General features: G+C 71.0%; 21 protein-coding genes and 1 pseudogene. 7 read left to right on the top strand and 15 right to left on the bottom strand.

All coding sequences use genetic code 11. From position 1 onward, the window contains the following. Positions 1-123: 123 nt before the first annotated feature. From ACFYZJ_RS20890 to ACFYZJ_RS20875, 4 genes are all read right to left on the bottom strand, one after another. A complete protein-coding gene (locus ACFYZJ_RS20890) occupies positions 124-981 on the bottom strand; it encodes an SRPBCC family protein (RefSeq protein WP_388570195.1) in 858 nt (285 codons plus the stop codon). Between the two features lie 75 nt (positions 982-1,056). Beyond that, entirely contained in the window at positions 1,057-2,712 is a 1,656-nt protein-coding gene (locus ACFYZJ_RS20885) for a polyamine aminopropyltransferase (protein ID WP_388570192.1), read from the bottom strand. A gap of 199 nt (positions 2,713-2,911) precedes the next feature. Next, positions 2,912-3,469, bottom strand: a complete 558-nt coding sequence (locus ACFYZJ_RS20880) for a DUF2617 family protein (RefSeq protein ID WP_388570189.1) — start codon at positions 3,467-3,469, stop codon at positions 2,912-2,914. 1,822 nt (positions 3,470-5,291) lie between these two features. Further along, positions 5,292-6,074, bottom strand: a complete 783-nt coding sequence (locus tag ACFYZJ_RS20875) for a hypothetical protein (RefSeq protein WP_388570186.1) — start codon at positions 6,072-6,074, stop codon at positions 5,292-5,294. A 231-nt stretch (positions 6,075-6,305) separates the two neighbouring features. On the opposite strand from ACFYZJ_RS20875, the gene ACFYZJ_RS20870 reads away from it, so the two are divergent. Further along, positions 6,306-7,541 carry a pyridoxal phosphate-dependent aminotransferase gene (locus tag ACFYZJ_RS20870; protein ID WP_388570183.1) on the top strand — a complete coding sequence of 412 codons (1,236 nt, stop codon included), beginning with the start codon at positions 6,306-6,308 and terminating at the stop codon, positions 7,539-7,541. A gap of 177 nt (positions 7,542-7,718) precedes the next feature. Here ACFYZJ_RS20870 and ACFYZJ_RS20865 read toward each other — a convergent pair whose 3' ends face one another. After that, a complete protein-coding gene (locus tag ACFYZJ_RS20865; protein WP_388570180.1) occupies positions 7,719-8,024 on the bottom strand; it encodes a hypothetical protein in 306 nt (101 codons plus the stop codon). A gap of 54 nt (positions 8,025-8,078) precedes the next feature. Here ACFYZJ_RS20865 and ACFYZJ_RS20860 point away from each other — a divergent pair, with 54 nt between their 5' ends. The 3 genes and pseudogenes from ACFYZJ_RS20860 (at position 8,079) to ACFYZJ_RS20850 (ending at position 10,883) form a co-directional block, all read left to right on the top strand. Further along, positions 8,079-8,810 carry a MerR family transcriptional regulator gene (locus ACFYZJ_RS20860; RefSeq protein WP_388570177.1) on the top strand — a complete coding sequence of 244 codons (732 nt, stop codon included), beginning with the start codon at positions 8,079-8,081 and terminating at the stop codon, positions 8,808-8,810. Between the two features lie 362 nt (positions 8,811-9,172). Then, a pseudogene (locus tag ACFYZJ_RS20855) lies at positions 9,173-9,307 on the top strand (ATP-binding protein); the annotation flags it as partial. A 373-nt stretch (positions 9,308-9,680) separates the two neighbouring features. Next, positions 9,681-10,883, top strand: a complete 1,203-nt coding sequence (locus tag ACFYZJ_RS20850) for a mannosyltransferase family protein (protein ID WP_388570174.1) — start codon at positions 9,681-9,683, stop codon at positions 10,881-10,883. Between the two features lie 13 nt (positions 10,884-10,896). On the opposite strand, the gene ACFYZJ_RS20845 is transcribed toward ACFYZJ_RS20850, so the two are convergent. Both ACFYZJ_RS20845 and clpB read right to left on the bottom strand, forming a co-directional pair. Beyond that, complete coding sequence (locus ACFYZJ_RS20845; RefSeq protein ID WP_103837862.1) at positions 10,897-11,421, bottom strand: YbjN domain-containing protein; 525 nt, start codon at positions 11,419-11,421, stop codon at positions 10,897-10,899. 147 nt (positions 11,422-11,568) lie between these two features. Further along, positions 11,569-14,166 carry an ATP-dependent chaperone ClpB gene (gene clpB / locus ACFYZJ_RS20840; RefSeq protein WP_388570171.1) on the bottom strand — a complete coding sequence of 866 codons (2,598 nt, stop codon included), beginning with the start codon at positions 14,164-14,166 and terminating at the stop codon, positions 11,569-11,571. Positions 14,167-14,298: 132 nt separating this feature from the next. Between clpB and ACFYZJ_RS20835 the strand changes: the two genes are divergently transcribed. After that, positions 14,299-14,712 (top strand): pyridoxamine 5'-phosphate oxidase family protein, encoded by a 414-nt coding sequence (locus ACFYZJ_RS20835; protein ID WP_388570168.1) that lies wholly within the window; start codon positions 14,299-14,301, stop codon positions 14,710-14,712. Between the two features lie 160 nt (positions 14,713-14,872). On the opposite strand, the gene ACFYZJ_RS20830 is transcribed toward ACFYZJ_RS20835, so the two are convergent. Next, the gene (locus ACFYZJ_RS20830) at positions 14,873-15,208 is read right to left on the bottom strand and encodes a hypothetical protein (protein WP_388570166.1); all 336 of its coding nucleotides are present in this window, start codon (positions 15,206-15,208) and stop codon (positions 14,873-14,875) included. After that, entirely contained in the window at positions 15,205-15,363 is a 159-nt protein-coding gene (locus ACFYZJ_RS20825; protein WP_388570163.1) for a hypothetical protein, read from the bottom strand. Before ACFYZJ_RS20825 ends, ACFYZJ_RS20830 begins: the two co-directional genes overlap by 4 nt. Positions 15,364-15,519: 156 nt before the next feature. Between ACFYZJ_RS20825 and ACFYZJ_RS20820 the strand changes: the two genes are divergently transcribed. Next, positions 15,520-16,530, top strand: a complete 1,011-nt coding sequence (locus tag ACFYZJ_RS20820) for a helix-turn-helix transcriptional regulator (protein WP_388570160.1) — start codon at positions 15,520-15,522, stop codon at positions 16,528-16,530. A 58-nt stretch (positions 16,531-16,588) separates the two neighbouring features. On the opposite strand, the gene ACFYZJ_RS20815 is transcribed toward ACFYZJ_RS20820, so the two are convergent. Together ACFYZJ_RS20815 and ACFYZJ_RS20810 are read right to left on the bottom strand one after the other, a co-directional pair. Continuing rightward, positions 16,589-17,626 carry a LuxR C-terminal-related transcriptional regulator gene (locus tag ACFYZJ_RS20815; RefSeq protein ID WP_388570322.1) on the bottom strand — a complete coding sequence of 346 codons (1,038 nt, stop codon included), beginning with the start codon at positions 17,624-17,626 and terminating at the stop codon, positions 16,589-16,591. A gap of 366 nt (positions 17,627-17,992) precedes the next feature. Further along, complete coding sequence (locus ACFYZJ_RS20810) at positions 17,993-19,099, bottom strand: sugar ABC transporter substrate-binding protein (RefSeq protein WP_388570157.1); 1,107 nt, start codon at positions 19,097-19,099, stop codon at positions 17,993-17,995. A 449-nt stretch (positions 19,100-19,548) separates the two neighbouring features. Between ACFYZJ_RS20810 and ACFYZJ_RS20805 the strand changes: the two genes are divergently transcribed. Continuing rightward, positions 19,549-21,246: a PA14 domain-containing protein gene (locus tag ACFYZJ_RS20805; protein WP_388570155.1), complete on the top strand. Its 1,698-nt coding sequence runs from the start codon at positions 19,549-19,551 to the stop codon at positions 21,244-21,246. A gap of 63 nt (positions 21,247-21,309) precedes the next feature. Here the strand turns inward: ACFYZJ_RS20805 and ACFYZJ_RS20800 are convergent, their stop codons facing one another. From ACFYZJ_RS20800 to dnaK, 4 genes are read right to left on the bottom strand one after another with little or no spacing between them, the layout of a single operon-like run. Further along, positions 21,310-21,762 (bottom strand): heat shock protein transcriptional repressor HspR, encoded by a 453-nt coding sequence (locus tag ACFYZJ_RS20800; protein ID WP_388570153.1) that lies wholly within the window; start codon positions 21,760-21,762, stop codon positions 21,310-21,312. A 4-nt stretch (positions 21,763-21,766) separates the two neighbouring features. After that, positions 21,767-22,930 carry a molecular chaperone DnaJ gene (dnaJ, locus tag ACFYZJ_RS20795; RefSeq protein ID WP_388570151.1) on the bottom strand — a complete coding sequence of 388 codons (1,164 nt, stop codon included), beginning with the start codon at positions 22,928-22,930 and terminating at the stop codon, positions 21,767-21,769. Between the two features lie 39 nt (positions 22,931-22,969). Next, positions 22,970-23,629, bottom strand: coding sequence for a nucleotide exchange factor GrpE (gene grpE, locus ACFYZJ_RS20790; protein WP_388570149.1), 660 nt, complete (start codon positions 23,627-23,629; stop codon positions 22,970-22,972). Further along, on the bottom strand, positions 23,626-25,473 hold the full coding sequence (dnaK, locus tag ACFYZJ_RS20785; RefSeq protein WP_388570146.1) for a molecular chaperone DnaK: 1,848 nt from the start codon (positions 25,471-25,473) through the stop codon (positions 23,626-23,628). Before dnaK ends, grpE begins: the two co-directional genes overlap by 4 nt. Positions 25,474-25,534 lie beyond the last annotated feature (61 nt).

The following is a 25,534-nucleotide window of genomic DNA, read 5'->3' as shown; positions in this document are numbered from 1 at the left end:
TGGCCGCCGCGGCTTCCGGGGGCGGGACCGGGGCGTAGCGGCCGCGCGGGGGCGCGTGGTCGACCTCCTCGGCGCTGCGGCCGATCATCGTGCGACGGTGGCTCGGGGGCCTGCCCGTGGCCCTCAGCGCCGCCGCCGCAGCAGCCGGCCCGCCACGATCGCCGATGCCACGAGCAGGGCCGCCGCCGGGGCCGCCCAGCGGAGGGTGGCGGTGGCCGCCGCGGCTTCCGGGGGCGGGACCGGGGCGTAGCGGCCGCGCGGGGGCGCGTGGTCGACCTCCTCGGCGCTGCGGCCGATCATCGTGCGACGCGCGTGCGCCGCCTCGGCGGGCGGTTCCTCGTCGAAGGTGTCGGACGGGAAGGCGGATGCGTCCTCGTCGTCGAAGGTGCCGGACGGAGGGCGGGCGGGCTCCCCCTCGTCGTCCAAGGTGCCGGACGGAAGAGCAGGCTCCCCCTCGTCGTCCAAGGTGCCGGACGGAAGAGCGGGCTCCTCCTCTTCCACCAGGGGGCCGGACGCAGGGCCGGGCTCGTCCACCGCCCCACGGACCTCCTCCGCCTCCCTCACGTTCTCCCCCAGGTTCTCCGCGAACCGCCCCAGCAGCCGCGTCGCCGCCGACGCCACCGTCTCCCCCGGCAGCTCCGTGATCCGGCCGTCGGCCGTGGCGGTTCCCGTGAACGTGACCGTGGTGCCGCCCTCGGCCGGGGTGAGGCGCAGGGCCAGGGAGAGTTTCGCCGTGCCCGTGCCGCGGGCCTCGGCGGCCTCGCCCTCCACCGTGAACGAGCCGTCGTCCCGCTCCTCGATGCGCAGGGCACCGCGGTAGGTGATCGTATGGCCGCCGGCGCGCACCTTCAGCCGGCCGGCGGGGGGCTCCGAGCCCGCGTCCTGCTGGAGCCCGGGAATCGCGTCGGCCACCCGGGCCGGGTCGGCCAGCGCCTCGCTCAGCCGCTCGGCGGGAACCGCGACGAACACCTCATGCTCCATGTCTGACGAGCCTACCCAGCAGCGCGCGAACCTCACCCGGACATGCCGGGATTCGCACGGCCGAGGCCGAGATGATCACTCCTGGTACCTCGGGTGCACGAGCGTCGACGGGAGCAGTCCCGGCACCCGGGTCCGCGCCGCCGCCCGCGCGTCCGCCCGCAGGGCCGCCCCGGTCAGGGCGCCCAGGCACGGCCCGCGCGGGGCCAGGGTCAGCGTGGGCCGGGTGCGGGCGGCGAGCAGGAACCCCCAGTCTCGCGGCGCCCCGGCCTCCCGGGCGGTACGGCCCCCGGCCGCCCGGGCCGTACCGCCCTGGGCGCGGCCGTCGACGCGGTAAGGGGTGGTGCCGAGGCCCGCCGCCCGTATCGTCGCCTCCACCGTCCAGAACACGCGCGGCCGGGCGGTCACCGGTCCCGCGTGCACCACCAGCCGCCCGCCCGTGGCGAGCGCGCGCCGGGTCAGGCCGTAGAACTCCTGCGAGTACAGCTTCGCGCTCGCCGTGCCACCCGGGTCGGGAAGGTCCGCGATCACCACGTCGTACGTCCGCCGTGTCCGCCTCAGCCAGTGGAACGTGTCCTCCGCGTGGACGTGGACGCGCGGGTCCGCGAAGGCGTGGCCGTTCAGCGCGGACAGGGCGGCGTCGTGACGGGCGAGCCGGAACAGCGCCGGGTCCGGGTCGATCACGTCGACCCGCCGCACCCCCGGGTGCCGCAACACCTCGCGCGCCGCGAGTCCGTCGCCGCCGCCGAGGACCAGTACGCGTGCGTGCGGGCCACCGCTCATCGCGGGGTGCACCAGTGCCTGGTGGTAGAGGGGTTCGTCGCGGCCGTCGACACGGAGGCGGCCGTCGAGGAACAGGTCGAGGGGGCGTCCGGGGGTACCGCCGGTCAGCACCACCTCCTGGCCGCCGGTGCGCAGCGCGACCCGTACGTGACCGCCGTACACCGCCTGGCGCGCGGCCCGTTCGAAGTCGTCGACGAGAACGGCCGCCGCGGCGAGCACGCCCAGGACGAGGAGGTTGGCGACCAGCAGCACCCGGCGTCCGCGCCGGGACAGGTCGCGCCGGAACAGGCCGAGCACCAGGGCGCCACCCGCGACGGCGTTGACCGCGCCGGTGAGCAGCGCACTCGTCAGCTGGCCGAGCTGCGGCAGCAGCAGGAAGGGAAAGGCCAGGCCGCCGACGAGCGCGCCCACGTAGTCGGCCGCGAACAGGTCCGCGACCGCGCCGCCCGCGTCCTGGCGGCGGATGCGCTGGATCAGCTCCATCAGCAGCGGCACCTCGGCGCCGGTGAGCAGCCCGATCGCCAGGGAGAACCCGACCAGCAGGCAGCGCGGGCCACCGGACCGGACGCCGTCCCAGTCGCCGGTCCAGGCGAAGGCCGCGTACAGGGCCATCGCGCTCAGGCCGCCGACGAGTGCGAGCGCCGTCTCCACCGCGCCGAACCCGGCCGCGGCGCGGCAGCGGAGCCGCTTGGCGGCGAGCGAGCCGACACCCATCGCGAACACCATCACCGACAGCACGACCGAGGCCTGGGTGACCGAGTCGCCCATCAAATACGAGGCGAGCGCGACGAGTTCCAGTTCGTACACGAGTCCGCAGGCCGCGCAGACGAACACGCCGGTGAGGACCAGGAACCGTCCGGCGCCCGGGCCCACGGGCAGCCGCGCCCGGCTCCGGCCGTCGCCCCAGGAGGCGGTGGCGCCGGGTGGTGCGGGCGCGTGCGGATCGATCACGTCCGGAACGCTACGTCAGACGTGCGCTGAGCTTTGTCACCCACACGTGTGGCGCCGGGTTGTTCGGCACCAGGGGGTGGTGTGGCCGGTCGGCGGCTGCCGGCCCCAGACCCCCGCTCCGGCCTGAACGGCCTCGGCCTCGAAGGCCGGGCAGGCCGGTGGTGCGCAGCCGCCACGGCTGAAGGGGCGTCGATCGTCCTCACCTGCCCGACAGGAGCGACTTCTCCCTGGCGTCGTCCCGTCGTTTCGTCCGCTGCCTCACCCCGACCCGGGTCCGGGTCGCCACCAACTGGCCGTCCTGTGGGTAGGCGTGCCAGGTGCGCCAGTGGACCTGGCCCTCGTGGTGCCGGGCCAGCAACGCGGTGAACGCGTGCGGGCTGCCGGGGAAGACGCCGGCCAGGCCGTTGGGGTGGTCGGAGACCAGGGCCAGCAGCTCCTGGGCACGGCCGGCGAAGCTGCCCGGGGAGAGCACCTCCACGCGGGCCGCGAACTCGTACTCCCAGTCGCCGACGCGCTTGGCGACACCCAGGGGCAGCGGGGTGCTGGAGCCCGCGATGCACGCCACCGTCTCCGAGCAGACGCCCCGCTCCTCCTCCAGGAGCACCTGGTGGGATGCGCCAAGGAGGCGCAACTGCAGCTGGGCACCTGCGAGTTCGAGGTCGAGGGTGGCGAGTGCGGGCAGTGGCTCGCGGCCCAGGGTCCAGGCCAGATCGGCCGCGCGCGTGTCGGTGTAGGAGGTGTTCAGGGTCGTGAGCATGGATCGGCTCCGCTAGCACGCAAAGTGAGAAGTGGTGATCCGGAGCACCCCGGTCCTGGCGCCGGGGACAAGGCCGGCTCAGCCAGTCGGGTAATGCGTCCGGTCGGCCCGGTGGGGAGGGACTCCTGCCGGACAGGTGTCCGAAGGGCGTCCGCGGGCTGCTTTGGTGGTTGAGAGGGAATCATGAACAGTGGCGCCGCCACAGCGTTTTTACCCAAGTTCGTAGGGTTTCCATCCCACCGAGGGCTCCTCAGCGCAACTGTTCAACTACCGCGTGCGCCTGGAGCGTTGACGTGGGAACCGTGCGCCCCTCCACGACGCGGCAATGAGCGCACGTCCCGCGTAAAGCGCCCTCTCGATACGCCGTCGCGCTCCCCCGCGAGAGGGGTCCTTCGCTGATGTGTTGACGGGTGAGCGCAAAGGCCGGGGTCCGCCGGGAGGGATCCCGGCGGACACCCGGTGCGCGCGGCCCGGATGCGTCCGGAGCTCGACTGCCCCGTGTCAGTTGCCTCCGCCGCATCCGCCCCCGCCGCACGACGAGTGGCCGCCGCAGGAGTGGCCCCCGCCGCACGAGTGGTGACCGCCGGAGTGGTGACCCCCGGAGTGGTGACCGCCCGACGAACCGCCGTCGGCCCCGGCCACCCACCAGCTGCTGTCCCCGGTGTCCCGGCTGCCCCGGTGGCCGCCGCCGCGCCCCCCACTCGTCCGCGTCCGCACTCCGGAGCGGCCATTCGACCGCACCATCCCCTGCTTCGCGCGACGCCGTGCCGACGCGAGCAGCGCGACCACAACCACGCCGACGATGACCAGAAAGATGCCGGTGACCATGGCGCCGTCCCCCTTTCGAATCCCCCGAAGCGGCCCCCCGTGGGCGCCTGGAGTCGTCCTGAGTGGTCGGGGGATGCCCGCGCCGGTGGACGGCCAAAGCAGAGTTGAGCAAGTTCTGAGGGTCCCTCAGGAGGACTCTTCGAGTGAAAAACCCGGAGCCGGGCCACCCGACTGGCGGTTCGCTGGTTGCTGGGGTGATCTGCAAACCATACGTTCGGCTCCGGCGCTCACAGCGGTGGAGCCCGTGCACAGAGGTCGCCCAGGCCCGCCACAGACCACAAGAGCCGAGAGGAACAGTCATGCGTCTGATCCGCTGCGGTCCCGCTGCTGCGACGGTGGCGGCTGCCGCCTCGGCCATCGGCCTGTTCCTCCCCGTCGCGGGCTGGACGGCCCGGAGTTCCGATGCCACGCAGGTCCGCCTGGTCAGCGCCTCCGGCATCTCGCCGAGCGAAACCGCATCACCCGAGCCGCCCTTCCAGGATCCGGGCCCGTGGGCATCCACGAGCCCGGAGCCCGGCCCGTGGGCATCCACGAGCCCGGAACCCGGCCCGTGGGCATCCACGAGCCCAGATCCGGGCCCGTGGATGCGCACGCCTCCCTGCTACAGCTACGGGGGCCCCTACTGCGGCTGGGTGGGAATCTACTGGGGCGGCTGCGACAGGGAGTGGGGCCTGAGCTACGGAATCAAGAGCCCCTATTGGATCTGCCCCCACGACCCCCGCCCGAGTCCCTCCGCCACGTCCAGTCCCTCCAGCACCGCCAGCACCGCAAGCCCTTCAGGCACCGCAAGCCCTTCAGGCACCGCAAGCCCCTCGAACACACCCAGTCCTTCGAGCACATCGGCCTCCGCCGCAAGCGACAGTTCCTCCGACCAGTCCGCCGAGACCCTCGACGACGAGTGACGCCTGCGGTGCGCGCCTGCCGGTGGTCGGCGGGTGCGCACCGCAGGCGCTGCCGAGGCTGTTCCGGCCGAGTGTCACGCGCCGGCCGAGTGTCACGCGGCAGAACGACGACGGCGAAGCCAGGCCGTGGCCGCCATTCCCAGAATCATCAGCACACCGCCGGCCGCGATCAGGATGTTCTTCACGCTCAGAAGGCCGACGCCGCAGGCAGCAGCCGCAGTGTCACGTGGAGCGGCACCGGGGGGAGCGGCGCCCCCGCCGGCAGGATTCCCCTGCCCGCTCCCGCCGTTCTCACGGTGGTCCCCCTCCTGGGGCGCCACGGAGCCGGACGAGCCTCTTCCCTCGGCGCGTCCACCACCATGCGGGCGACCACGGTCCCCGCGGTGACCGCGGTCACCGCCGTCCTCGTCGTCGACGCAGTGGGCGGCCGGGAACCGAAAGTCCCGCTCGTGGCGGTCGAAGGCCTTCACCTCGAAGATCGGATGCACCCTGAAGAAGCCTCTGATCCTGAACTCATACTGGTTGGTGGTCTGGGTCGGGTAGTTCACGTCCAAATACGTCGAGACGCTCCAGGTGTCCCACGGCGCCGTCGGCCAGGCCGAGGAGGACGAGCTGCCCTGGAGGACGAGAGCCTCGGGCCCGCGCCGGCCATTGGTCAGAATCGCCCTCAGACCCTTGTCGATGAGCACGACACGGCGCCGGCTGTGGCAGTGACGCCAGGGATTGCGGTGCCCGTGGTCACCGTCCCCTTCGTGGAGCCACAGAGGGCCGGACGCGTGCCGTGCGGACGTCTGCGCGGCGACGTCGGCCGCCGGAGCCACGAGGGCGATGGTCGCGCCCACCAGCGGCGCTGCGACCCAGGGGCGAAAGTTCATTCGATGACCTCCATGGGTGGCGGACGCAGGCGACCGCCTGCTGCGCGGCACATCGGAATCTCAGAAGAAGGTAAGAGGAATCGACTCGTCACATCGGGGACATCTCGGGGAGCCGTACTCCTCGTCACTCAACCGCAGCAGTCGCATGGGCCGCCTGCGCGCTCTTCGGCGAGGCCAACGCCTGCTCATCCGTTGAGGGGAGGTTGAGGAACCCCGGAGCTTGGGCGCAGGATGGCGGCCATGACCTCCAGCGCGCGCCCCCTCCTCAACCGCCGCCTCGCCGAATTCGGGACGACGATCTTCGCTGAGATGTCGGCCCTCGCCGTGAGCACCGGGTCCATCAACCTCGGCCAGGGCTTCCCCGACACCGACGGCCCCGAGGAGGTGCGCGAGGCCGCCGTGCGGGCGCTGCGCGACGGGAGCGGCAACCAGTACCCGCCGGGGCCCGGCGTCCCCGAGCTGCGTACCGCGATCGCCGCGCACCAGGAGCGGCGGTACGGGCTCACGTACGACCCCGACACGGAGGTCCTGGTCACCGCCGGTGCGACCGAGGCGATCGCCGCGGCGCTGCTGGCGCTGCTGGAGCCGGGCGACGAGGTGGTCGCCCTGGAGCCGTACTACGACTCGTACGCCGCCTGCATCGCGATGGCGGGCGGCCGGCGCGTACCGGTCACGCTGCGGCCTTCCGAGGGAAGCTTCCGGCTGGACCTCGACGAGCTGCGCGACGCCGTCACCGACCGGACCCGGCTGCTGCTGATCAACACCCCGCACAACCCGACCGGGACCGTGCTCACCCGCGAGGAGCTGCGGGCGATCGCCGAGCTGGCCGTCGAGCGCGACCTGCTGGTCGTCACCGACGAGGTGTACGAGCACCTGGTGTTCGACGATGCCGAGCACGTGCCGCTGGCGACGTTCCCGGGGATGCGCGAGCGGACGGTGACCATCGGCTCCGCCGGGAAGACGTTCTCGTTCACGGGGTGGAAGGTCGGCTGGGTGACGGCGGCGCCGGGGCTGGTCTCAGCGGTGCGGTCGGCCAAGCAGTTCCTGACGTACGTGGCGTCCGGGCCGTTCCAGTACGCGGTGGCTGAGGCGCTCGCCCTTCCCGACTCCTACTTCGCGGGCTTCCGCGCGGACATGCTGGCCAAGCGGGACCTGCTGTCGGCCGGGCTGGCGGACGCCGGCTTCGACGTCTTCCGGCCCGCCGGCACCTACTTCGTCACCACGGACATCCGTCCCCTCGGCGAGAAGGACGGTGTCTCCTTCTGCCGCGCCCTGCCGGAACGCGCGGGCGTCGTCGCCATCCCCAACGCCGTCTTCTACGACCACCGCGACGCCGGGGCGCCCTTCGTCCGCTTCGCCTTCTGCAAGCGGCATGACGTCCTGACCGAGGCTGTCGGGCGCCTTCGACGCCTCACGGAACCGGCGGCCCCCTCGTCCCGAACGAGGTGTGGCTCGGTGTGGCCGTAGAGTCTGTCCTGGCCCAGGTCGTAGGCGGGAACAGGTGGCGGACCCCGTGCAGGCGGGTGTACGTCACCCGGCGACGGGGCCGGGGCCGCGGTCGGGGTCCTTCTGGTCTCGCGTTGCTCGGGCAGCGTGAAAGCCTCCGGTCTCGGGCCCGACTCGACGGCCGTGGCCCGGATGCTCCTACGGCCGTTCGGCTTCTCGGTCCCGAGGCCCGTCGGCCGGTGCCTTCAGCAGTCGGTTCAGCTCGGCCTCGGCGTCGTCGTACCCGGCGTCGCAGATCCGTTGCAGCTCGCGCACGTCGCCTGTCGCTGCAGCGCGTCGAGTGAGCAGGAACCCGGCGCGCATGGATCCCTCGTCCAACAGCTCGCTCAGCTCCTTGAGGTCGCCCGCCGCGTCGGCGAGGTCGGCCAGCCGGTCCAAAGCGGACTCGTTGCCGGCGTCGGCCAGCTCACGCAAGGTCTCCCGATCGATGTTCGTGTTCGCCATGACGCCAGGGTGCAACCCTGCCCCTGGGGAAAGGTCAAGTGGGACGATGGCCTTGTGATCACCATCGGGCAGCTCGCGAGATACGCCGGAGTGTCGATCAAGACCATTCGCGTCTATCACGACAAGGGACTGCTGCCCGAACCCGGCCGCGACGCGTCCGGCTACCGGCGCTACGACGCGCACGACGCCATCGCCCTGATCAAGATCCGGACCCTCGCCGAAGCCGGCGTCCCCCTGGCCCGCATCCGGGACCTGAGATCAGCGACCGCCGAGAAGTTCCAGCAGGCGCTGCGCGAGATCGACGACGACCTCACCGCCCGCGTCCGCGGCCTGCAGGCAACCCAGGAGCGCCTGCGCCAACTCGCCGCCGGGCGGCTTTCACCGCTGCCCACCGAGGTCGGCACCCATCTGGAGCACCTGGCGCGCTGGGGATTCACCCCTCGATGGGTGGAACTGCAACGGGACTTGTGGATCCTCGTGTTCGCCACCCACCCGGACCAGGCGATCACCCTGTTCCAGGACCAGGAAGAGATCCTGGCCGACCCTGCGCTGCGGCAGCTCTTCCTCGACTACGACCAGGCGCACGACCTTGACGCCGACGACCCCCGCATCGTCGACCTCGCCCGCCGGATCACTGAGGCGACCCGAGCACGCTACGGACCCGACGAACTGCCCCAACCGGATGCCGCATCCGAGATCCCCGCCCTCATCCAGGGCACCGTCAACGCCTCGTCCCCTGCATGGCAGCGACTCGACATGCTCATCCGTGAGCAACTCAACACGTGACTCGACCTTCCGGACCCGACTCCGGCGGTGTCCGCGCATCGGGCACGAACTGCAAGGCGGACGTCGCCTGAGGCGGCACCGGATCGTGGCCGCGCTCTGGGTGCCCCCCACCGCATCGCCGGACCGCGTAGGCCACAGGGCCGCCCCTGGCCACGGCCCGATGGATCGCCTCCCGTGCCGGTCGAGTCGCCCGACCATCTCGTCGCTGCGTAGCTGCTGATGGTCGAGGTAGAAGCGCACCGCCCCACGCTCGGGGACCGGCCGGATCTCCAGGTCGCGGCCTTGCTCCGGCCGTCTTTCGAGAGCGGTACCCAGGACTGGCCGAGACCGTGGGTGATCCACTCCTCGTCGGCCACGTACCCGCGGCGCCGCCGTCGTCGTACCCCGAAGGCGCGTCCGGTCGAGGACTGCTTCTGGTGGACGTCCTGGCCGAGCGCTGGGGGTCGACGCCTCGTCGCCCGGTCGGCAAGACGGTATGGGCTCCAGGTGCCTCTTGAGGCGCCATCCGGCGGGGAAGGGGCGTAGCCGCCGCGCACGGCCAGGGGGTCCACCGCCTGAGGACGCCGACGGCCTGACAGGCCCGCTCCGTCCGGACGGACGTCTGCCACCTTCGGGAGACCCCGGCCGGGTCCGCGGATGGGCAGCTGTCACTCGGGAGACCCCGGCCGGGTCCGCGGATGGGCAGCTGTCACTCCTGGGGAACCCCGGCCGCATCTCCGGGCGGACGACTGCCGCTCCCGCGACGTCACGGCCGCCGCTCCCCCGCCCGATGCCCCTCCCGTCCACCGTGCGGCGTGCCAGGCGTGGGAATTCGTCGGCGCGCGGACGCGCAAGGTCGCAAATCGGACATGATCGACGCATGGTTCCGGTGTGACCCACGCCAGTACCATCCCGGCCCCGGCCGCCGAGCGCCCGGGCCACCGTGACCCCGTCCGTCCGGCCGGTGGCGGGCGGCGGGCCGCCGCCACGGCCCTCACCGCCCTCGGGCTGTTCCTCGCCGCCCGGCTGTGCGGCGTGCTCGTGCTCGCCGTCGCCGCCCGGTCTGCGGGCAAGAATCCGCTGTTCCTGCTCGGGCGCTCCTGGGATTCCGTCTGGTACCTGCGGATCGCCGCCCACGGCTACGGGTTCACCCAGCACGGCCGCACCGGTGTCCACAGCGACCTGGCGTTCTTCCCGCTGTACCCGAAGCTGGTCCACGCCCTCACCACGATCGTCCCACTCGGCGGCGGCGCGGCGGGACTGGTGGTGTCGTGGACGGCGGCCGCGGTCGCCGCGCACGGCATCCACCGGATCGGGCTGCGGCTGTACGGTCCCGCGGTGGCCGTCGTCCTCGTCGTGCTGTGGGGCCTGCTGCCGCACTCCGTCGTGCTGTCGATGGCCTACACGGAACCCGTCATGACCGCGTTCGCCGCCTGGTCGCTGTACGCCGTGCTGACCCGCCGCTGGGTGTGGGCGGGCGCGCTGGCGGCGCTCGCGGGCCTCGCCCGGCCGAGCGGTGTCGCGGTGGCCGCGGCGGTCCTCGCGGCGGCCGGCCTGGAGGTGTGGCGGCGGCGCGGGCGCGAGGTTTCCCCCAGGCTGTGGACGGGCGCGGCGCTCGCACCGCTCGGCTGGACCGGCTACGTCGTGTGGGTGGGCCGCCGCCGGGGCGACCCGCTCGGCGGCTACTTCACCGTGCAGCGGCTGTGGGGCTCGCGCTTCGACTTCGGGCGGGGCGCCCTGGGCTTCACCGAGCACATGCTGCTGCACGGCACCCGGCTGCTGTTTCCGATGGCGCTGGTGATCGTCGGGGTGAGCACCGTGCTGTTCGCCCTGCTGGTCGTGGACCGGGCCCCGTTGCCGCTGGTCGTCTACAGCGGCCTCCTGCTGCTGATCGCGCTCGGCGACTCCGGGTTCTTCGAGTCCAAGCCGCGATTTCTGCTGCCGGCGTTCCCTCTGCTGATCGTGGTGGCGCGGGCACTGGTGCGAACAGCGCGAGCCCGGCCGTGGCACGCCGCTGTGGTGGCGAGCGCGCTGGCCGGGCTCTCGTTCGTCTATGGGGCCTATCTGGTGGTGCTGGCCCGCTCTCCCCTCTAGGCTCTGCCCGGGGCTACTCGCCGTCGTCCTCGGGCTTCTCGGCGTCGTCGACCTCTTCCGCGAGGCCGAGCTGCTCGACGAGCCACCGGTCGAACTCGATGGCGGCCCGCACCCAGCTCACGGTCGAGGAGACGAAGTGCTCCAGGCTCACGCCCGTGCCGATCAGCATCTGCGCCTCGCCGATGAGGCGGACGGTGCCGTCGTCGTGGGTGTGGCTGTAGACCTTGGGCCACAGGGTGCGCCGGTTCCAGTCGTCGATGGACTCCAGCAGCTGGGGCTTCTCGTCGATCTTGTGGGGCCGGTCGTAGAACGTCCGCACCGAGAAGACCTGCTGATCGCCCTCGCCGCGGAACATGAAGTACGTACGGAACTGCTCCCACGGCGCGACGAGGTCACCCTCTTCGTCGACGAGGTGCTTGAGCTCCATCTGGTCCAGGAGCTGCTTCACGAGGTCCTGATCCGGAACCACGGGGCCCGCCGGCGGCTGCGGCTCGGGCTGGCCCCCGAAATTCGGAATCGAGGACGGGTCGATGCTCACCGTGTTCTTCCCTTCGTACGGATTCCGCCATCCTCCCTCATGCGGGGAGGGGGGTGGCAACCCCCGACGGTTCGTGTCAGCCGTCGGCTGACACGAACCGGTCACGCGGGCGGGCGTACGTCGAGTACCCGGGAGCCGTGCGATCGCCTACAGCGTCTTGCCCGTCGCCGGTCCCACCAGCAGGCCGTCGCCGAAGCGGTCCACCCGGACCGTGTCGCCGTCCTTGATCTCGCCGGCCAGGATCTCCTTGGCGAGGCGGTCGCCGATGGCGCTCTGGACCAGGCGGCGCAGCGGGCGGGCGCCGTAGGCCGGGTCCAGGCCCTCCTCGGCGAGCCAGGCCAGGGCCTCGGGGGTGACCTCCAGGGTCAGGCGCCGCTCGTGCAGCCGCTTGGCCAGGCGGTCGACCTGGAGCTGCGCGATCCGCTCCAGCTCCGGCTTGGTCAGCGCGGAGAAGACCACCAGGTCGTCGAGCCGGTTGAGGAACTCCGGCTTGAAGGAGGCGCGGACCACCTCCAGGACCTGCTCCTTCTTCTCCGCCTCGCTCCTGAGCGGGTCGACCAGGAACTGGCTGCCCAGGTTCGAGGTCAGCACCAGGATGGTGTTGCGGAAGTCGACCGTGCGTCCCTGACCGTCGGTCAGGCGGCCGTCGTCGAGCACCTGGAGCAGGATGTCGAAGACCTCGGGGTGCGCCTTCTCCACCTCGTCGAGCAGGATGACGCTGTACGGGCGGCGGCGCACCGCCTCCGTCAGCTGGCCGCCCTCCTCGTAGCCGACGTAACCGGGCGGGGCGCCGACCAGCCGGGCGACGCTGTGCTTCTCGCTGTACTCCGACATGTCGATACGGACCATGGCCCGCTCGTCGTCGAAGAGGAAGTCCGCGAGCGCCTTGGCGAGTTCGGTCTTGCCGACGCCCGTCGGGCCCAGGAAGAGGAACGACCCGGTCGGCCGGTCGGGGTCGGAGATGCCCGCGCGGCTGCGCCGTACGGCGTCGGAGACGGCCCGTACGGCCTCGCTCTGGCCGATGAGCCGCTTGCCGATCTCCTCCTCCATGCGCAGCAGCTTCTGCGTCTCGCCCTCCAGGAGGCGCCCGGCGGGGATCCCGGTCCAGGAGGCGACGACGTCCGCGATGTCGTCGGCGCCGACCTCCTCCTTGACCATGGTGTTCTTCGTGGCCTCCTCCTCGGCCTGCGAGGCGGCCTCCAGCTCCTTCTCCACAGCCGGGATCTCGCCGTACAGCAGCTTGGACGCGGTGTCGAAGTCACCGTCGCGCTGGGCACGCTCGGCCTGGCCGCGCAGGTCGTCGAGCTTCTCCTTCAGCTCACCGACGCGGTTGAGGGACTGCTTCTCCTTCTCCCAGCGCGCGGTCAGGCCCCGCAGCTCCTCCTCCTTGTCGGCGAGGTCGCGGCGCAGCTTCTCCAGGCGTTCGCGGGAGGCCGCGTCGGTCTCCTTGTCGAGGGCCAGCTCCTCCATGCGCAGCCGGTCCACGGCACGCTGCAGCTCGTCGATCTCGACCGGGGAGGAGTCGATCTCCATGCGCAGCCGCGAGGCCGCCTCGTCGACCAGGTCGATGGCCTTGTCGGGCAGGAAGCGGGAGGTGATGTAGCGGTCGGACAGGGCGGCGGCGGCCACCAGGGCGCTGTCCGCGATCTGCACCTTGTGGTGGGCCTCGTAACGGCCCTTGAGCCCGCGCAGGATGGCGATGGTGTCCTCGACGGACGGCTCGCCCACGAACACCTGCTGGAAGCGGCGCTCCAGCGCGGCGTCCTTCTCGATGCGCTCGCGGTACTCGTCGAGCGTGGTCGCACCGATCATGCGCAGCTCGCCGCGGGCCAGCATGGGCTTGAGCATGTTGCCCGCGTCCATGGAGGAGTCGCCTCCGGCGCCCGCCCCCACGACGGTGTGCAGCTCGTCGATGAAGGTGATGATCTGGCCGTCGCTGTCCTTGATCTCGGAGAGCACGGCCTTCAGCCGCTCCTCGAACTCACCGCGGTACTTCGCGCCCGCGACCATGGCGCCCAGGTCGAGCGCGACCAGCCGCTTGTTCCGCAGGGACTCGGGCACGTCGCCCTTCACGATCCGCTGGGCGAGCCCCTCCACGACGGCGGTCTTGCCGACGCCCGGCTCGCCGATGAGGACCGGGTTGTTCTTGGTACGGCGGGACAGCACCTGTACGACGCGGCGGATCTCCTGGTCCCGGCCGATGACCGGGTCCAGCTTGCCGTCGCGCGCGGCGGCGGTGAAGTCGGTGCCGAACTTCTCGAGGGCCTTGTACTGGCCCTCCGGGTCCGGGGTCGTCACCCGGCGTCCTCCCCTGGTCTTCTGGAACGCGTCCAGCAGCTTCTTGGCGTCCGCTCCCTGCCGGGACAGCACGTCCCCGGCGGCGCCGCCCTTCGCGGCGATGCCGATGAGCAGGTGTTCGGTGGACAGGTACTCGTCGCCGAGGTCCTTGGCGCGCTTGTCCGCGTCCGCGATCACGGCGAGCAGGTCGCGGTTGGGCTGCGGCGGCGCCACGGTCGAGCCGGTCACGCTGGGCAGCCCGGCGAGCAGGCGCTCGGCGCCGGACCGTACGGAGGCCTGGTCGGCGTCCACGGCGACGAGCAGGTCGATGATGTTCTCGTTGTCCTGCCCCTCGAGCAGCGCGAGGAGCAGGTGGGCGGGTGTGAGGTCCGGGTGGCCCTCCGACACGGCCCGTTGGGTGGCCGCGTTGATCGCGTCCCGGCTCCTGTTGGTCAGCTCGGCGTCCACGTTCGCGTTCTCCTCCTGCGGGTCAGCCGCGCTCAGCTCTTGCCTACCACTGTGACTACGTCAACGTACACAAAGTTGAGTCTATTCCACTCAAGGCGGCGCGCGGGAGGGGGAACGGCTAGGTTCCGTTCCATGGCCGCGTACCCCCAGAACCCCGGCGCACCGGATGCCGGGTACCTCGCCTTCTGGCGGGAAAGACACCTGTGCACACTGACGACCCTGCGCCCGGACGGCACTCCGCACGTCGTCCCGGTCGGAGTGACGTACGACCCCGAGGCCCGGCTGGCCCGGGTGATCACGAACAAGGCGAGCGCGAAGGCGGGACACGTGACGGCGGCCGGGCCCGAGGGGGCGCCGGTGGCGGTCTGCCAGGTGGACGGGCGACGGTGGGCCACGCTGGAGGGGCGCGCGCACGTCTCGACCGATCCGGAGCGGATCGCGGAGGCGGAGCGGCGCTACGCCGAGCGCTACGGCAGGGTGCCGGCGCCGAACCCGTCGCGCGTGGTGATCGAGATCGAGCTCTCCCGGGCGCTGGGGCGCGGCTGATCGCCGACCCGGGCACAGCGACTGGTTTCAGCCACCGTCGGATCCGGGCGATGTCCGCAGATGTCCCCCGAAAACTGCAGCGGCGTCACCGTGTTCAGGTCACGGTGACGCCGCTGCGGGGGGAAGCACCTGAGCGATCTGTTACGACGGGGGAATCGCGTCAGGCACTGCGGGGGGTGGCTGAGATGGTGCTCAGGTCCGGGCTGTCCGCCTCGGACAGCCGGTGGTCACGCTGGTCGAGGTTCACAAAGATCATTCCGTACCGGATGGCACACCGTACGGGCTGCGGCGCCCCCCGAGGCCGCCGCAGCAGCCGGTACGCCCGCACGTCCTCGTCGTCGTCGCGGGTGACGACCACGGGCTCCCCGAACACGGTCACCATCAACGAGTCACCGCTGTGGGGGATGGCGGTGGCCAGGTCGATGAAGTGCCAGCCCGAGCGGTAGGCGGTGGCCATCTCCCGGCGGAAGGACCGGTCGTCGGGCGGGGTGGTCATGAGGTCGTCCCCGTCGCGGCGTGGGGCGCGCTCGCCCCCCAACCGGTGTCCGCCGGCGTCGCGACGACCCCGGTCGGCTCACTGGCACCCCAGCCGGTGTCCAGCTTGGCGACGCCGACCGCCTGCGCCGTCCCCGCCCCGGCACCGAAGACCACGGCCGCAGAGAAGGCAACGGCAAGCGCCGATCGAAGCATTCTCTTGTACATAGTCGGCTTCGTCCTCACTCAACGAGTTCCCTACCCCCGTGCCACGAAGAACGATGGCTCATTCAGGCACGTCAATGCCACAGGGTCGATGCATCATGTTCCTGCATGTTCAGGACCCTGGGGGGTGGAGATTTGCCTAATAACTATCCGAAAGGGACACATCCTCACGCGATTACCGATCTCTGTGAGGAGGGGACACAGCTTTATGCGAGCGCGTTGAGCACGGGCCGCATAGCCCGGTCGGAGATCAAGGACGCCCCCTGCCTCCTCGAGTTCGCCCTGCTGCACCCGGATCCTGACGACGAGAACTGGTTGCGGCCGGTTCCGCCCGCCGTCGCGCTCGCCCAACGGCTGCATCCGCTGGAGCGGGAGATCCTGGACCGTCGGCGGATCTCCATCGAACTGACCGAATCCTTCGAGCCGTTCATGGCGCTCAGCGCCCTGGCCCCCGCCCCCACCCACGCCATCACCGTGCTCGAGGGTTCCGATCGCATCAACGCGGCACTCAATCTCGCCACGGCCGAATGCCGCCACGAGGTCCTGACCGTGCAGCCGGGCGGCGGGCGCAGCGAGCACATCCTGAAGCAGGCCCTCGAGCGGGACCGGCCCCTCATGGAGCGCGGTGTGCGCATGCGCACGCTCTACCAGCACACCGTGCGCCACAGCCTGGGGACCATGGCGTACGTGGACGTCATGTCACGCGGCAAGGTGGAGATCCGCACGCTGGAGGAACTCATAGGACGGCTCATCATCTGCGACGAGACCGTTGCCTTCGTTCCGGCGCACGACGACCAGCAGGTCGCCCTGGAACTACGCCATCCCGGCCTGGTCAAGTATCTGATCAAGGTGTTCGAGCACCTCTGGCGCCGCGCCACCCCCCTGCGCGAGGAAGTGCCCTACGAACCCGCCCGCGACGGCATCACCGGCATCCAGCGCTCCATCGCCAAGCTTCTGGTCGAGGGCCACGTCGACGAGGCCATCGCCCGCCGGCTGGGGATGAACGTCCGCACCTGCCGGGCCCACATCGCCAAGCTGGCCCAGGCCCTGGGCAGCGGCAGCCGCGCCCAACTCGGCTACCTCATAGCCGAGTCCGGCATCCTGAAGCGGGAGCACTGAAGCCGCGACGAGGGACGCGGGCGAGCCCGAACCGGGACCGGCCCGTAGGGGAGCCGGCTCACAGCTCGGTCGGGGATTCCGGAACACCCGGAGCGGTGACCCGCAGCAACTCCGGCGCGTGCGGCGGACCGTCCAGGCCCGCCTGGGCGATCCGTACCCCGAGCTGCGTACGGCTCGCCGCGCCCAGGGTCTCGGACAGCCGGGCGATGTGCGCGCGGCAGGTGCGGACGCTGATGCCCAGCCGTTCGGCGACCACCGCGTCCTGGTGGCCCTCGGCGAGCAGCGCCGCGATCGAGCGCTCCCGGTGCGTGATGCCGTCGATGCCCGTGTCGGGCAGCGGCGAGGTGAGCGGGATCGCCAGACGCCACAGGCGTTCGAAGACGGTCACCAGGTACTCGACGATGGCCGGATGGCGCAGCTCCAGCGCGATCGTGCGGTCCGCGTTCGCGGGGATGAAGGCGACCGTCCTGTCGAAGACGATCAGCCGCTCGGGCACCTCGTCCAGGGTGCGCGCCTCGGCCGCGTCGCCCATCAGCTCCATGTAGGTGTGCAGGCCCTGTCCGTGCCGGGCGACATGCGTGTACAGGTCGCGCATGCGCACACCCCGGCGGCGCATCTCCAGCGCCCGCGGCAGGCCCTCGGCCAGCTCGTCCTCGCGGCGGATACCGCCCGGCTGCACGGTCAGCACCTCGGTCGTGCACTGCTCCGTCGCCTCGTCCATGGCGGCGCGGATCCGCGTCAGCCCGTCCAGCACCCGGATCGCCACGCCCTCCTGGGGGCCCTGCTCACGACCGTCCAGCCCGGCGTACCACTCGACGGCGGCCACGGCAGCGCCGACCCGCGCCCTGCTCGCGGAGACCTCCTCGTGCACACCGCGCAGCAGCCGCGTCATGACCTCCTGCGGGGCGGTCGGCACCAGCCAGTCCATGTCGTCGGGGTCGGGGTGCAGCAGCGCCAGCTCCAGCAGGCAGGGCACCTTCGCCGCGTCGGCGCGGGGCACCCGGCCACGACGCACGGCCCGGGAGTACACGCGGGTCCCGGCCTCGCAGAGCCGGTCAGCGCCGTGCGGATGCGCGTCCGTCCCGTGCCCGGCCATCTTCCACCCCTGGCTCACGACTCCTGACTCCCGCGTCCCGCGCGACGCGGCCCGCCGGCGGCTCCCTCACGCACACGGACGCGCGCCGTCCGCGCCGCGCCGCGCACGCCTTCGCAGCGCAACTATGCGCGGAGCCGCCCGCCACCGCAACACGGCTCCCTCGTCACCACGCCCGACCTTGCCCCCGAACCTCCCTGTTTCGCCCCGCCTCCGGAACTTTCCGCTGCACCAAGCTGACGAGGGCCGTCGATCGGCACGGGCGGGCAACGGACTGCGGCCCGCGCCTCTTCGAGGGGCGCGGGCCGCAGAGGGCAGGACCGGGTCACGGGCCGGGCACGCCGGCCGCCGGCTACGCCCGGAGCCGGGTCAGTGGAGGCCGATCGCGGAGCAGTACGCCTTGTACTTCCCGGTGCAGATGTCCTTGACGGTGTAGATGCCGTCCTGGATCACCGTGTCCTTGATGTTCTCCCTCGTGAGGGCGACCACCGGCACGAGCATCGACGGGATCTTCTTCTCCGTCGGGCTGTCGACATGGTCACGGGTCAGCGCGTCGAACTCGATCGAACGGCCCTGGACCTTCGCCACGGCCATCTCCGCCGCGTTGTTGGCCTCCTGCGGGTACGACTTGTACACGCTCATGTACTGCTCGCCGGAGACGATCCGCTGCACCGCGTCCAGCGCCGCGTCCTGCCCGGTCACCGGCGGGACCTTGCCGGCGCCCGCTTCCTTCAGCGCGTCGATGACGGCACCGGCCATGCCGTCGTTCGCGGAGTAGACCGCGGCGATGTTGCTCAGGCCGACGGCGCGGATCGCCTCCGCCATGTTCGCCTTGGCGTTCTCCGGCTTCCAGTCCTTGGTGTCGTAGGACTTGACGATGTTGACCTTGCCCTGGAGCTCGCTGAGCGCGCCCGCCTTGAACTGCGCCGCGTTCGGGTCGGTGGGCGAGCCGTTCATCATCACGATCTTGCTGCTCGGCGCCTTGGCGCCGAGCGCGTCCATGAGGGCGCGGCCCTGCACCTGGCCGACCAGTTCGTTGTCGAAGGAGATGTAGGCGTCGATCGGGCCCTGGGCGAGGCGGTCGTAGGCGATGACCGGGATGCCCGCGTCCTTGGCCTTCTGCACGCCCGGCGCGATGGCCTTGGCGTCGACCGCGTCCACCAGCAGCACGTCCACCTTGTCGGCGACCATCTGGTCGAGCTGCTTGCTCTGCGTGGCCGCGTCGGCGTCGGCGTTGGCGTAGACGACCTTGCCCTTGTTGTCGGTGAGGGAGGCGACCTGCTTCTTGATGATGGGGTAGTCGAACTTGTCGTACCGCGGGTTCTCCTTCTCGGGCAGAAGGAGACCGACCGTGATGTCGTTGCCCTTCTTCGGGGTGGCGGAGCTGCTGCTGCCGCCGACTCCGTCGATGACACCGCACGCGGCGAGCGAGACGGCCGACGCCGAGGCGGCCAGGGCCATGGCGGTACGACGCACAGCGGTCCTACGGGTGGTACGAGCAATCACATCAGGTGCCTTCCGGGCGAGGGAGCAGCGTTGCGACCCAGGTGGCTGAAAGCCAACGCGGGGACGGTGGGCAGCGTCAAGAACTACCGGTTAACGAGATGGCAACAGGATCTCTGTGCGAGTCAAGTGAAAACCAAGAGCGTGTTGTGTGGCGGCCGTTTCCCCGCCCCCGCCTGGTGCTGATTCAGTCCGTCACCTGGAGCGATCGATAACTGACGTTCAGTCAATTCATTTACCGCGCCGAGACCTTCACCAAAATCCTGTGAAACGTGATATCCGTCACCCATCCACAAACAGGCGTCGGCCGCCCGACCTCCCGAAGAGTCAGCGGAAAGTAAAGTTCCTGTACAACCTCTTCCACGCCTCACGTGTCGTGATCACAAACGCCTTGCCGCGTCCCGATCCGATCAGAGGACCGAATGAACCCAGCCAGACGACGCACGACCGCCGCCGCGGCCACCGCCGTCGTGCTCGCCACCGCGGGCGGCCTGCTCGCCGCCCTCACCACCCCCGCGTCCGCCGCGACCACCTGCACCTCACCGGTGTTCAAGCGGCAGTTCTTCGCGAACACCAGCCTCTCGGGCACCCCGAAGAAGACCGACTGCGACAGCACGGTCAACGAGAACTGGGGCACGGGCGCGCCCACTTCGGGCCTGCCCAGGGACAACTTCTCCGTCCGCTGGTCTCTCACCCGTGACTTCGGCTCGGGCGGCCCCTTCACCTTCACCGCCTCCACCCAGGACGGCATCCGCGTCCACCTCGACGGCACCCGCAGGATCGACATCTGGAAGAACGTCTCCACCACCCAGAAGAAGACCGTCAACGTCACCATCCCGTCCGGCAAGCACACCCTGCGGGTGGACTACGTCAACTGGACCGGCACGGCCAACGTCGCCTTCGCCTACACACCGCGCACGTCGGCCACCGTCGACACGGTCAAGCCCCTGACCCCGGCCGGCACTTCGGTCTCCTACGACCAGACCACCGGCAAGGCCAGGCTCAGCTGGGCGAAGAACAACGAGATGGACCTCGCGGGCTACCGCGTCTACCGCCGTCTCAAGGGCGCCTCTTTCGGCAGCACCCCGCTCGTCACGACCACCTCCACGTCGTACACCGACTCGACGCTCCCGGTGAACGGCGCGACCTACTACTACGAGATCCGCGCCTACGACAAGGCCGGCAACGAGTCGACGGGCACCGCCGACCAGGCCGTCACCACGGTCGACCGGATCGCTCCCGCCGTGCCCCGGGATCCGGCCGTCACCGACACCTCCGAGACGGGCGGGCTGGGCCTCGGCTGGAGCGCCGTCGCCGAAGCGGCGTCGTACCGGGTGTACCGGGCGGCGAGCGCGGACGGGGTGTACAGCAGGATCGGCAGCACGGACCAGCTGTCGTACCGGGATCCCTCGGCCGAGGTGGGTGTCACCTACTACTACCGCGTGAGCGCCGTCGACGCGGCCGGCAACGAGTCCGCGCAGTCCGCCGCGGTCAGCGGCCGGCGCCGGGACCAGACCCCGCCGTCCGCCGTCACCGGGCTGACCGCCACCCCGACCGAGTACGGCTTCGAGCTGCACTGGGACGCCAACCCGACGCCGGACCTGGCGCGGTACGTGGTCTACGCGGGCGAGCTCATGGGCGACGAGGAGGAGCAGGTCTGCTCCGCCCACCAGGTGGAGTGGCTGTCGACCGCCACCACCTCGTACACGTACACCACGCTCCCGGACGGCCGGCAGCGGTGCTTCTTCGTCGACGCCGTCGACGACGACTGGAACTCGCACTACGAGTGGACCCGTTCACCCGAGATCGTGACCGCGACCGAGGTCGACATGACGCCGAGCGTGGCGACGCCCGAGGGCTCCCCGGTCCGGCTGACGGCGGATTCCTCCGAGGCGGGCGTCGAGCTGTCCTGGTCACCGGTGACCGACGCCACCGGCTACCAGGTCTACCGCTGGAACCCGGACACCAAGGCGTACGAGAAGCTGGCCGCCACGACGGGGACCTCCTACGAGGACACCGCCGCCGCCAAGGGCACGACCCACTTCTACTGGGTGACCGCCGGGTACGCGGACGGCACCGAGTCCGCGCCCGGCGACGGCTGGGTGGCCCTGGCGCCCTGAGCACACAGAGGGGCCCGGAGCAGTCTCCGGGCCCCTCTGTGTGCGGGTCGGTCTGCGCGCCGGTCAGTCCGTCTGCTGCTGCCGCTTCGGGCGCCACACCACCAGGGCGCTGGTCTGCTGGACCTCCTGGTAGGGCACCAGGTCACGGCGGTAGGAGGCGTGGACGGCCGCCTCGCGCTGGCGCATCGCCGCCGCCGCGCCGTCGAGGGCGGCCTGGAGTTCCGCGACGCGGGACTGGAGCGCGGCGACCTGGTTCTCCAGTTCGATGATGCGCTTGATGCCGGCCAGGTTGATGCCCTCGTCCTGCGACAACTGCTGCACCTGGCGGAGCAGTTCGATGTCGCGGGCCGAGTACCGCCGGCCCCGGCCCGCGGTGCGGTCCGGGGACACGAGCCCCAGGCGGTCGTACTGGCGCAGGGTCTGCGGGTGCAGTCCGGAGAGCTGGGCCGCCACCGAGATGACGTAGACCGGGGTGTCCTCGGTCAGCTCATACGGGTTGCGTCGACGGCCGTCCATCTGGTCATGCTCCCTTCGCGGCCTGGAACAGCTCCGCCCGCGGGTCCTCGCCCGCGGTCGCCTCGCGATACGCCTCCAGCGCGTCACGAGCCTTCCCCGACACGTCCTTCGGGACACTCACCTCGACGGTGACCAGCAGGTCGCCGCGGGTGCCGTCCTTGCGGACCGCGCCCTTTCCACGGGCGCGCATGGTACGCCCGTTCGGCGTGCCGGGGGGCAGTTTCAGCGTCACCGGGGGCCCGCCGAGGGTGGGCACCCGGATGTCGGCGCCGAGCGCCGCCTCCGCGAACGTCACCGGCACGGTCACCGTGAGGTTGTCGCCCTTGCGGCCGAAGACGGGGTGCGGATTGACGTGCACGACCACGTACAGGTCGCCGGCCGGGCCGCCCCGCTCACCGGGCGCACCCTTGCCGCGCAGCCGGATGCGCTGCCCGTCGGACACGCCCGCCGGGATGCGGACCTGCATCGTCCGGGACGACTTGGCCCGGCCGCTGCCCTTGCAGACCTCGCACGGGTGCTCCGCGATCAGCCCCCGGCCCTTGCAGTCCGGGCACGGGTCGGTCAGCGAGAAGCCGCCGCCCGAGCCGCGCGCCACCTGCCCGGTGCCGACACAGGTCGGGCACACCCGCGGCGTGCCGTTCTTGTCGCCGGTGCCCGAACAGGCCTTGCACGGTGACTGCGAGGACATGCGCAGCGGTACGGTCGCGCCGTCCACCGCCTCCATGAAGCTCAGCGTGACCTCGGACTCGATGTCCTGGCCGCGCCTGGGCTGCGTACGCGTGCCCGCGCCGCCGCGGTTGAACAGGCCCCCGAAGACGTCACCGATACCGCCGCCGAAGCCACCCCCGGCGCCGCCCTGGCCGCCGAAGAGGTCGCCCAGGTCGAAGTTGAAGGAGCCGCCCGCCCCGGGGCCGGGACGGAAGCCGCCGTTGCCGAACAAGGCGCGGGCCTCGTCGTACTCCTTGCGCTTCTTGGGGTCGCCGAGGACGTCGTTCGCCTCGGAGATCTCCTTGAAACGTTCCTCCGCCTTGGCGTTGCCCTTGTTGGCGTCCGGGTGGAACTCGCGGGCGAGCTTCCGGTACGCCTTCTTGATCTCGGCCTCGGTGGCGTCCTTGGGGACGCCGAGGACCTTGTAGTAGTCCTTCTCGATGAAGTCCTTGGTGCTCATCCCCGACGTCCCTCCTTCCCTGTGCGTTCGTGGTGTACGTCAGCCCTCGTCCGGGCCACCGTTCTCCTTGTCGTCGCCCGCCTCGCCGGTCTCCTCGGCCTTGACCGTCTGCGCCCCCGGCTGCGGCTCGGCGACGGCCACCCGCGCGGGGCGGATGGTGCGCTCGCCGAAGCGGTACCCGGGCTGCAGAATCGCCACGCACGTCGTCTCGGTGACGTCCGGCGCGTAGCTGTGCATCAGGGCCTCGTGGATGGTCGGGTCGAAGGGCTCGCCCTCCTTGCCGAACTGCTGCAGACCCATCTTGGCCGCGACGGTCTCCAGCGACTCGGCGACGGACTTGAAACCGCCCACCAGTTCGCCGTGTTCGCGTGCGCGGCCGATGTCGTCGAGCACGGGCAGGAGCTCGGTCAGGAGGTTGGCGACGGCCATCTCCTTGACCGCGATCCGGTCGCGCTCGACGCGGCGGCGGTAGTTCTGGTACTCGGCCTGGAGGCGCTGGAGGTCCGCCGTGCGCTCGCCCAGCGCCGTGCGCACCTGGTCCAGCTGGGCCACCAGACCGGCGTTCTGTTCGCTTGCGTCCCCCGCCGGGGCCGCCGCCTCCTCCGAAGAGGGGGAGGCGGCCTGCGGCTCGGCGTCATCAGGGGTGGCGCCGGAGGGGACGTCAGGCTTCTCCTCGAAGCCCGGGGTCTCCTCCGTCACGCGGCACCGTCCTTCCGCTCGTCGTCGACGATCTCGGCGTCCACCACGTCGTCGTCGGCCTTGGTCTCACCGGCACCGGCCGAGGCACCGCCGGCGGCGGCCTGCGCGGCCTGGGCGTCGGCGTACATGGCCTGGCCCAGCTTCTGCGAGACGGCCGCGACCTTCTCGGTGGCGGAGCGGATCTCGGCCGTGTCCTCGCCCTTGAGCTTCTCCTTCAGCTCGGCGACGGCGGCCTCGACCTCGGTCTTGACCTCGCCCGGGACCTTGTCCTCGTTGTCCTTGAGGAACTTCTCGGTCTGGTAGACCAGCTGCTCGCCCTGGTTGCGGGCCTCGGCCGCCTCGCGGCGCTTGTGGTCCTCCTCCGCGTAGCGCTCGGCCTCCTCGCGCATGCGGTCGACCTCTTCCTTCGGGAGCGAGGAGCCGCCGGTGACGGTCATCTTCTGCTCCTTGCCGGTGCCGAGGTCCTTCGCCGTGACGTGCATGATGCCGTTGGCGTCGATGTCGAAGGACACCTCGATCTGCGGGACGCCACGGGGCGCCGGCGGCAGACCGGTCAGCTCGAACATGCCGAGCTTCTTGTTGTACGCCGCGATCTCGCGCTCGCCCTGGTAGACCTGGATCTGCACGGACGGCTGGTTGTCCTCGGCCGTGGTGAAGATCTCGGACCGCTTGGTCGGGATCGTGGTGTTGCGCTCGATCAGCTTGGTCATGATGCCGCCCTTGGTCTCGATACCGAGGGACAGCGGGGTGACGTCGAGGAGCAGGACGTCCTTGACCTCACCCTTGAGGACACCGGCCTGGAGCGAGGCGCCGATGGCGACGACCTCGTCCGGGTTCACACCCTTGTTGGCCTCCTTGCCGCCGGTCAGCTCCTTGACGAGCTCGGCGACCGCGGGCATACGGGTGGAGCCACCGACGAGCACCACGTGGTCGATGTCGTTGATGGAGATGCCGGCGTCCTTGATGACGTTGTGGAACGGCGTCTTGCACCGCTCCAGCAGGTCGGCCGTCAGCTGCTGGAACTGCGCCCGGGTGAGCTTCTCGTCCAGGTGCAGCGGGCCCTCGGCGGACGCGGTGATGTAGGGCAGGTTGATCGAGGTCTCGGTGGACGAGGACAGCTCGATCTTCGCCTTCTCGGCAGCCTCACGCAGACGCTGCAGGGCCATCTTGTCCTTGGACAGGTCCACGCCGTGACCGGACTGGAACTGCTTGACCAGGTAGTCGACGATGCGCTGGTCCCAGTCGTCACCACCGAGGTGGTTGTCACCGTTGGTGGCCTTCACCTCGACGACGCCGTCGCCGATCTCCAGGAGGGAGACGTCGAAGGTGCCGCCACCGAGGTCGAAAACGAGGATGGTCTGGTCGTCCTTGTCGAGGCCATAGGCCAGGGCGGCGGCGGTCGGCTCGTTGACGATGCGGAGCACGTTCAGACCGGCGATCTCGCCGGCCTCCTTGGTGGCCTGCCGCTCGGAGTCGTTGAAGTACGCCGGGACGGTGATGACCGCGTCGGTCACCTTCTCGCCCAGGTACGCCTCGGCGTCCCGCTTCAGCTTCTGCAGGATGAACGCGGAGATCTGCTGCGGGTTGAAGTCCTTGCCGTCCAGCGAGATCTTCCAGTCGGTGCCCATGTGGCGCTTCACCGAGCGGATGGTCCGGTCCACGTTCGTGACCGCCTGGCGCTTGGCCACCTCGCCGACCAGCACCTCGCCGTTCTTGGCGAAGGCGACGACGGACGGCGTGGTCCTGGCACCCTCGGCGTTGGTGATGACGGTGGGCTCGCCGCCCTCCAGAACGCTGACGACGGAGTTAGTCGTGCCCAGGTCGATGCCGACCGCACGTGCCATGGTGAATTCCTCCAGCTGACTTGAGTGGAACAGGCTCAAGGATGCCTGAGGGCCGCCGCGG

Origin of the sequence: Streptomyces sp. NPDC001848 (assembly GCF_042891915.1) — a bacterium.
Taxonomy (GTDB): Bacteria; Actinomycetota; Actinomycetes; order Streptomycetales; family Streptomycetaceae; genus Streptomyces.
The sequence above is the reverse complement of the archived record's forward strand: the minus strand, read 5'-3'. Positions and strand labels throughout refer to the sequence as shown.

Bases quoted from the DNA above. Each gene is read 5' to 3' on its own strand.
- dnaK (WP_388570146.1), bottom strand. From the start codon at position 25,473: ATGGCACGTGCGGTCGGCATCGACCTGGGCACGACTAACTCCGTCGTC.
- ACFYZJ_RS20820 (WP_388570160.1), top strand. From the start codon at position 15,520: ATGTTCAGGACCCTGGGGGGTGGAGATTTGCCTAATAACTATCCGAAA.
- ACFYZJ_RS20830 (WP_388570166.1), bottom strand. From the start codon at position 15,208: ATGACCACCCCGCCCGACGACCGGTCCTTCCGCCGGGAGATGGCCACC.
- ACFYZJ_RS20870 (WP_388570183.1), top strand. From the start codon at position 6,306: ATGGCGGCCATGACCTCCAGCGCGCGCCCCCTCCTCAACCGCCGCCTC.
- ACFYZJ_RS20835 (WP_388570168.1), top strand. From the start codon at position 14,299: ATGGCCGCGTACCCCCAGAACCCCGGCGCACCGGATGCCGGGTACCTC.
- ACFYZJ_RS20875 (WP_388570186.1), bottom strand. From the start codon at position 6,074: ATGAACTTTCGCCCCTGGGTCGCAGCGCCGCTGGTGGGCGCGACCATC.
- dnaJ (WP_388570151.1), bottom strand. From the start codon at position 22,930: ATGAGCACCAAGGACTTCATCGAGAAGGACTACTACAAGGTCCTCGGC.
- ACFYZJ_RS20865 (WP_388570180.1), bottom strand. From the start codon at position 8,024: ATGGCGAACACGAACATCGATCGGGAGACCTTGCGTGAGCTGGCCGAC.
- ACFYZJ_RS20880 (WP_388570189.1), bottom strand. From the start codon at position 3,469: ATGCTCACGACCCTGAACACCTCCTACACCGACACGCGCGCGGCCGAT.
- ACFYZJ_RS20800 (WP_388570153.1), bottom strand. From the start codon at position 21,762: ATGGACGGCCGTCGACGCAACCCGTATGAGCTGACCGAGGACACCCCG.
- ACFYZJ_RS20805 (WP_388570155.1), top strand. From the start codon at position 19,549: ATGAACCCAGCCAGACGACGCACGACCGCCGCCGCGGCCACCGCCGTC.
- ACFYZJ_RS20815 (WP_388570322.1), bottom strand. From the start codon at position 17,626: ATGGCCGGGCACGGGACGGACGCGCATCCGCACGGCGCTGACCGGCTC.
- ACFYZJ_RS20890 (WP_388570195.1), bottom strand. From the start codon at position 981: ATGGAGCATGAGGTGTTCGTCGCGGTTCCCGCCGAGCGGCTGAGCGAG.